Below are 7,241 nucleotides of genomic sequence, written 5' to 3' on the forward strand. Positions count from 1 at the left end.
AAGTAAAGTATTTAGATAAATTCATTAGTTTGATTAATAGCATGAATTAATAACATAAATGAATCATAAATAGTGTAAATTCTATGTTCGATATTTATATATCATAGAAATAAAAAATCAATAAAATAATTGCATTGAAAAACAATAAAAAATTTCTTTATTTAATTTTGCAAAATATTTTTTTATAAAAATAAAAACAGATTGATTAAATTAAGGAAAAAATAAAGGCTCTGACTATTTAGTCAGAGCCTCATTAATAAAGGAGAGTAAACTATCTCCTTCTACTTTCAATTAAATTAGACCTTATTCTGACGCCACCATTCCGCCAGCATAATGCCTGTTGCAACAGAAACATTCAGGCTTTCTACCCGACCAGTACCACCGATAGAAAGACGAATGTCGCCATCTTCCCAAATACTGTCGCTTAACCCATCACTTTCCTGCCCCAATACCAAAACCATTTTTTCTGGTAATGTTGCTTGTGCCAGTGTTGTGCTTCCCTTATGACTTGATGTGGTCACAATCGAATAGCCTTCGTCACGGAATTTATTCAGCGTAGCTGTGAATCCATCGGCATCAATGCCTTTGATATGCTCAGCACCACCTTCTGCTGTACGGACAGCCGCACCTGATTCCAACATCGCTGTATCCTGCAAGATAACACCCTGTACACCAAAATGTGCACAACTACGCATGATTGCGCCAAGGTTATGTGGATTACCTACATTTTCCAACGCCAACACACAATCTTTTGCAGGTGCTTGCTGCAAATAGGTCACCGCATCCATTCCATTGCGTTTCTTGATCAAAAAGCAAACGCCACCATGATGTTCCGTACCCGATGCTTTAGTCAGTTCCTCATCGTCAACCACATGGTAAGCTTTGCGATTTGCCGCCATCCATTTAAGGGCATCGCGAAAACGTGGGGTGATTGATTGAACAAACCAAGCCCGAACAATCGCATCAGGGCGGTTCTGGAACATTGCCTGACAAGCATTTTCCCCATAAATACGGGTTTCTTCCAAACGCTGACGACGAAGCTGTTCAGGGTCGATATAACTTTTACCACTGATACCACTATGCTCTGGTTTAAGTGGCTCTCCCTCTGGACGAGAAACAGTTCTCCAAGGAGAGCGTTCGTCTGAACGCGCAGGGCGTTCATTATCACGACGGCGGTCACCTTGCTCACGCCCTTTACCAAACGGACGTTTATTATTCTTACGGTTGTCACTGTTTTTACGACGATCGTTATCTTTACGATTATCGTTATTGTCCTCATTGCGGACATACATCACTTTGACTTTACCGTTCTTACCACTATAGGAATCGTTCATTTATTTCTCCAACTGCGCTATGGCGCGAAGATTACCCGATGTGCGCGCCCGAAGCTACCTCTGGCAACGACAATCCATTAAAATATCCGTTAATTTTTACTGGTTTTATCCACGAACATGTTTGAGTTCTTAAATGAGAAATAACAACGCCGTTTATCAGCTTCGCCAACACCGTCTTGCCCGTTCTACCCGCCCGTTTCAGGCAAGGGGTTGCCGAGTACAACGTTGCTTGCATTGTTTATTGCCCCAAAAAAACTGCCTGTGTGAAATAATCTCACCCGCAAACGCGGAAAGCCGCTTCTGTCTTATCATGTTTGATACTGAGCCTATGAAACCCAGCAATACTGGAAAGTTGATTGCAGATATACTGCCCGATACACACGCTTTTCTCTGGTCCAGAACTGAACCCGATCAACAAATGCTTGAGGTGTTGAACGACCCAACCCGTCAGCCCTATTTGATATTCCCAGACAGCTACGCCACGCCTCCTCGTACTGTGTATCAACAGCTTCCTGATAACCAGAAATCACCGCTGTTCATTATATTGGATGGTACTTGGCCTGAGGCAAGGAAAATGTTTCGCAAAAGCCCATATTTAGATGATATTCCCCTGCTGTCTATTAATAATATTGCCAAAATGGATTATTTACTGCGAGTTCCATCCAGGCAAGAGCAGCATTGTACTGCCGAAGTTGCAGCCGCTGCACTAGAATTGGCTGGGGATATTGAAGCCTCACACTCGTTACTCGGCCATTTCAATCATTTTCGTGAACAATATCTGGCTGGGAAATCTAATCGTCCGGGGAGTCAATCACAGTAATTCTTGACAACCTCCGCTAAAGTAACTGATGGTGGCTAAAGTTATTCATGGTAACTGTTTAATCTATAGTGATTATTTATTGATGTAATGACTTATGAGGAACTCCAGAAATGAGCCAGCGCGGACTTGAAGCATTATTACGCCCCAGATCTATTGCCGTTATTGGTGCTTCTGAAAAACAAGAAAAAGCCAGCTCAATGTTAATGCGGAATTTACTGATGGGCAGTTTTACGGGTCCCATTTTGCCCGTAACACCAAACAAGCATGCTGTTCTGGGTGTATTGGCCTATCCTTCTATCGATAAGCTACCATTGTGCCCCGACCTTGCTATCATTTGCACCCATCACAGCCGCAATCTATCGTTGCTGGAACAACTGGCTCAACACGGATGCAAAACCGTTATTATTCTATCCTCTCCACCATCGCAATTTAACGAACTAAAGCAATATAGCCAGAAATATCATATCCGCATTCTGGGGCCGAATAGCCTCGGCATTCTGGCACCCTGGATAGGGCTGAATGCCAGTTTTTCCCCTATTCCTATCCTGAAAGGTAAACTGGCCTTCATCTCGCAATCAGCAGCAATATCAAATACGATTCTCGACTGGGCTCATCATCGCAATATCGGTTTTTCATATTTTATTGCTCTTGGAGATAGTGTTGATATTGATATTGATGATCTGCTCGACTTCCTAGCTAGAGATAGCAAGACGAGTGCCATTTTGTTACATCTCGAACATATCAGCGATGCCCGGCGTTTTCTTTCTGCCTCTCGAAGCGCTTCACGCAATAAACCCATTCTGGTTGTAAAAAGCAGTCGCACACGAAAAGCTCAGCAATTACTGGGGGAACAACAGAATTTCGATGCTGCCTATGATGCTGCAATTCAGCGGGCCGGTTTACTGCGTGTACAAGATACACATGAAATGTTTTCTGCTGTGGAAACATTAAGTTTTATGCGACCACTGCGCGGAGAGCGCTTGTTAATCGTCAGTAATGGAGCCGCCCCCGCTGCGATGGCGCTGGATGAGTTACTCAGGAGAACCGGAAAACTCGCCGTGTTAAATGAAGAAACGATCAGTGAATTATCCGGCATACTTCCCGAAACGCTTCTTCTCCGCAATCCTTTAGATATCGGTGATGATTCCTCTACCGAGCAATATATTGCTGTACTTAAGCTGCTTTTAGATAACCATGACTATGATGCCTTACTGTTAATTCATTCTCCTTGTGCGATATCTCACAGCCAATCTACGGCTGTCAGAGTCATCCAAACGATTAAGGAACATCCGCGCGGAAAATGGCCCACCATTTTCACTAATTGGTGCGGAGAATATTCTTCATTAGAAGCTCGACGTCTGTTTAGTGAAGCAGGTCTTCCAACGTATCGCACACCAGAAGGCGCAATTACGGCATTTATGCATATGGTGGAATATCAACGAAATCAAAAACAACTCAAAGAGACACCATCCCTGCCAATTGGCATTACATCGAATACAGCTCGTGCTCATGAGTGCATACAACAAGCCCTTGAAAGCGGAAATATTCGATTGGATACTCATGAAGTACAACCTATTCTTGAAGCCTATGGTTTAAATACCTTACCGACTTGGATAGCCCATACCAGTGATGATGCGGTCAATATTGCTGAAAAAATTGGCTATCCTGTTGCACTGAAGCTCCGATCTCCTGATATTCCGCACAAGTCAGAAGTTCAAGGGGTTATGCTTTATTTGCGTAATTCCTATGAAGTCAAAACAGCAGCACAGGCTATTATTGAGCGCGTCAAACAAAACTTCCCACAAGCCAGAATTCACGGTTTGTTAGTACAAAGCATGGCTAACCGAGCTGGCGCACAAGAATTGAGAATCTCTATTGAGCAAGACGAAATATTTGGCCCTTTAATCATGCTGGGAGAAGGGGGCATTGATTGGATTGATGAAACACAAGCTGCCGTCGCCCTTCCTCCCCTGAATATGGCGTTAGCCCGTTATCTGGTCATCCAGGCAATAAAAAGAGGCAAAATAAAATCAGGGGGATCACTATTGCCGCTGGATATCCCTTTGCTCAGTCAATTGTTGGTTAGGGTATCCAATCTCCTGATCGATTGTCCGCAAATTGCTCGCATGAACATTCACCCGCTACTTGTATCGGGTAATGAGCTCACTCTATTGGATGTGACGATGGAGTTAACTTCGGTAACAGGAGATCCTCGCAAGAGACTTGCTATTCGCCCTTATCCCAATGAGCTGGAAGAAATTATCTCTATAAAAGACAATCTTGAATGTCTGTTGCGCCCAATTTTGCCGGAAGATGAGCCTCTGCTGAAAACGTTTATCGACCAAGTGACAAAAGAAGATCTTTATTATCGTTATTTCAGTGAAATCAGTGAGTTCACTCATGACGATCTCGCCAACATGACCCAAATTGACTATGACCGGGAAATGGCATTTGTCGCGATACGTCACCCTACAACGACACCTGAAATTATCGGTGTCGCCCGTGCTATGGCCGATCCCGATAATATCGAAGCAGAATTTGCGATATTAGTGCGATCAGATCTCAAGGGAATTACGTTAGGATATCAGCTCATGACTAAGCTGATTCATTACACGAGAGAACACGGTATTCAAGTCTTGAATGCGATTACTATGCCGGAAAACCGTAATATGATTCAACTTGCCAAGAAGCTTGGATTTGCTATTGATATCCAGTTGGAGGATGGCATTGTTAATCTTGTCCTAAAACTCTAAAGTTTGATTTAAGCGTGTATCCAATGAAGATGAGGAAAAATTTCACTTCGTGATGAATCGCACAGACTTAAAGCAATCAGCTCAGGAACGTTAATTCATACTAACAATGAGCCAAACTAGTGGTATCATCGCCAGATCATTTTGATTCATACACCTTATGATGGAACGTATTCCATCTAAACTAAGAGAAAAAACGCACTGTGATGTTGTCCAAATTTAAACAAGCAAAACACCAACAACACCTTGCACAACTGCCTAAACTACCGCAGTCAGTTGCTGACATAGAAACACTTTATCAATCTAAAGTGTTCCTCAGCACCTTACTGGAACGCATAGCGAACGCCCAAAAGCATATTTATATCGCGGCATTATATTTAGAAAACGATGATGCTGGACGGGATATTCTGACTGCATTGTATGTCGCCAAACAGAAACGCCCTGAACTGGACATTAAAATCCTGGTTGACTGGCATCGTGCTCAACGTGGTCGTATTGGCGTAGAAGCAGCGGCAACAAACGCAGATTGGTACTGTTCCATGGCTGAAAGCTATCCTGAGGTCAACATTCCTATTCTGGGTGTTCCTGTGAACACACGTGAAGCATTGGGCGTGTTACATCTGAAAGGCTTTATTTTTGATGATACAGTCATTTATAGCGGAGCCAGCATTAATGATGTTTATCTGCATCGCCATGAAAAATACCGTTATGACCGTTATCACTTGCTGCACAATGCAAAACTTGCAGCAATTATGAAGCAGTTTATCGATGACAGTATGCTCAGCGCTGAAGCCGTAAGAAATTTGGCTTGTCACAATCGTCCTCGTAGTCTTGAGATTAAAAATCTGATCCGCCAATTCCGTGCTTCATTACGAGATTCTGAATATCAATTCGAAAACCAAGCTTCAAATGAAGAATTGGCTGTAACACCTTTAGTTGGTTTAGGTAAAAAGAACCAACTGAATAAAACGATCTGCCATCTGTTGGCCTGCACTGAAAAAAAGTTGGTGATTTGTACACCTTATTTCAATTTACCGGCAGTTTTGGTACGGGCAATATCGCGGCTACTTCGCCAAGGGAAACAAGTTGAGATCATCATTGGAGATAAAACAGCCAATGATTTTTATATCCCGCCAGAAGAACCGTTTAGGATCATCGGGGCATTGCCCTACTTGTATGAAATAAACTTGCGTCGCTTTACGAGCCGGTTACAAAAATTTATCGATAGCCAGCAATTAACCATTCGGTTATGGAAAGATCAAGACAATACTTATCACTTAAAAGGTATCTGGATTGATAACAAGTGGCAGTTGATTACAGGTAATAATCTCAATCCTCGTGCTTGGGGTTTAGATCTGGAAAATGCCATTCTTATCCACGATCCTCATCAAGAAATGCAAGAACAACGTTCTATGGAGCTGGATTGCATTCGTACTCACACAAAAATTATCAGCAATTATCAGGAACTGGAGAGTATCCAGCTCTATCCTGTTAAAGTTCGTAAGCTGATACGCCGTTTACGACGCATTCGAGTTGATCGATTAATCAGCAGAATACTGTAATATAGATAAATAATTATCAATTTTTGAATCCCCTCTCGCAATAACGAGAAGGGATTTTTGTATCTTATTTATCAAGCGGCTATGATTTTTAAAAAATAAATCATGGCTTAAATTAAGATGAAGAAAACTGTCATCATCCTCATAAAAAATATATTAATAATCTTCCCTCTCCTATTAAATATATCTTGCTCTAATATGCGTCAAGCCACTGATAATTGGGTTGGCAAAGATAAAGCGCAACATTTTCTATTTTCTGCGGTTGTATCAGCAGCCGGAAACGCATATGGAGATCGTCAAAATTGGAGGCATCGTGAAAGTGCACAATTTGGTATGTTGTTCTCAATCAGTCTTGGTGCAGCAAAAGAATTCTATGATAGCCGTCCATCTGGAACTGGCTGGAGTTGGCACGATATGGCTTATGATATAGCTGGCGCTATAGCGGGTTATAGCTTGTATCAATCTATGAAGTAATTTTTTAGGCTCTATGATTTAACGCAAAAAAGCCATCCTATTCCGGATGGCTTTTCTGACGTATTGAATGTCTGGCAGTGCCCTACTCTCACATGGGGAGACCCCACACTACCATCGGCGCTACGGCGTTTCACTGCTGAGTTCGGCATGGGGTCAGGTGGGACCACCGCGCTATTGCCGCCAGACAAATCCTGTATTCAATCCCGAACAAGCTGCTGTCTGTAGTTGAAACTGTTGCTCCCGCACGCCCAAAACACCTTCGGTGTTGTCAGGTTAAGCCGCACGGTTCATTAGTACTGGTTAG

General features: G+C 42.6%; 5 protein-coding genes and 1 rRNA gene. 4 read left to right on the top strand and 2 right to left on the bottom strand.

The window, feature by feature from the left end:
• Nucleotides 1-296 precede the first annotated feature (296 nt).
• Complete coding sequence (locus tag AB204_RS04655; RefSeq protein ID WP_047962213.1) at nt 297-1,334, bottom strand: tRNA/rRNA methyltransferase; 1,038 nt, start codon at nt 1,332-1,334, stop codon at nt 297-299.
• 133 nt (nt 1,335-1,467) lie between these two features.
• On the opposite strand from AB204_RS04655, the gene AB204_RS04660 reads away from it, so the two are divergent.
• The 4 genes from AB204_RS04660 (at nt 1,468) to AB204_RS04675 (ending at nt 6,937) form a co-directional block, all read left to right on the top strand.
• Nucleotides 1,468-2,154 carry a tRNA-uridine aminocarboxypropyltransferase gene (locus tag AB204_RS04660; RefSeq protein ID WP_047962214.1) on the top strand — a complete coding sequence of 229 codons (687 nt, stop codon included), beginning with the start codon at nt 1,468-1,470 and terminating at the stop codon, nt 2,152-2,154.
• 110 nt (nt 2,155-2,264) lie between these two features.
• A complete protein-coding gene (locus tag AB204_RS04665; protein WP_047962215.1) occupies nt 2,265-4,907 on the top strand; it encodes a bifunctional acetate--CoA ligase family protein/GNAT family N-acetyltransferase in 2,643 nt (880 codons plus the stop codon).
• Between the two features lie 203 nt (nt 4,908-5,110).
• Nucleotides 5,111-6,466, top strand: coding sequence for a CDP-diacylglycerol--serine O-phosphatidyltransferase (gene pssA, locus AB204_RS04670; protein WP_047962216.1), 1,356 nt, complete (start codon nt 5,111-5,113; stop codon nt 6,464-6,466).
• Nucleotides 6,467-6,583: 117 nt separating this feature from the next.
• Nucleotides 6,584-6,937: a YfiM family lipoprotein gene (locus AB204_RS04675; protein ID WP_152671496.1), complete on the top strand. Its 354-nt coding sequence runs from the start codon at nt 6,584-6,586 to the stop codon at nt 6,935-6,937.
• A gap of 69 nt (nt 6,938-7,006) precedes the next feature.
• Here the strand turns inward: AB204_RS04675 and rrf are convergent.
• Nucleotides 7,007-7,122, bottom strand: a 5S ribosomal RNA gene (gene rrf / locus AB204_RS04680).
• Between the last annotated feature and the right edge of the window lie 119 nt (nt 7,123-7,241).

Source organism: Xenorhabdus khoisanae, assembly GCF_001037465.1.
Classification (GTDB): domain Bacteria; phylum Pseudomonadota; class Gammaproteobacteria; order Enterobacterales; family Enterobacteriaceae; genus Xenorhabdus; species Xenorhabdus khoisanae.

Coding starts and splice junctions, on each gene's coding strand:
- AB204_RS04655 (WP_047962213.1), bottom strand. CDS start 1,334: ATGAACGATTCCTATAGTGGTAAGAACGGTAAAGTCAAAGTGATGTAT.
- AB204_RS04660 (WP_047962214.1), top strand. CDS start 1,468: ATGAGAAATAACAACGCCGTTTATCAGCTTCGCCAACACCGTCTTGCC.
- AB204_RS04665 (WP_047962215.1), top strand. CDS start 2,265: ATGAGCCAGCGCGGACTTGAAGCATTATTACGCCCCAGATCTATTGCC.
- pssA (WP_047962216.1), top strand. CDS start 5,111: ATGTTGTCCAAATTTAAACAAGCAAAACACCAACAACACCTTGCACAA.
- AB204_RS04675 (WP_152671496.1), top strand. CDS start 6,584: ATGAAGAAAACTGTCATCATCCTCATAAAAAATATATTAATAATCTTC.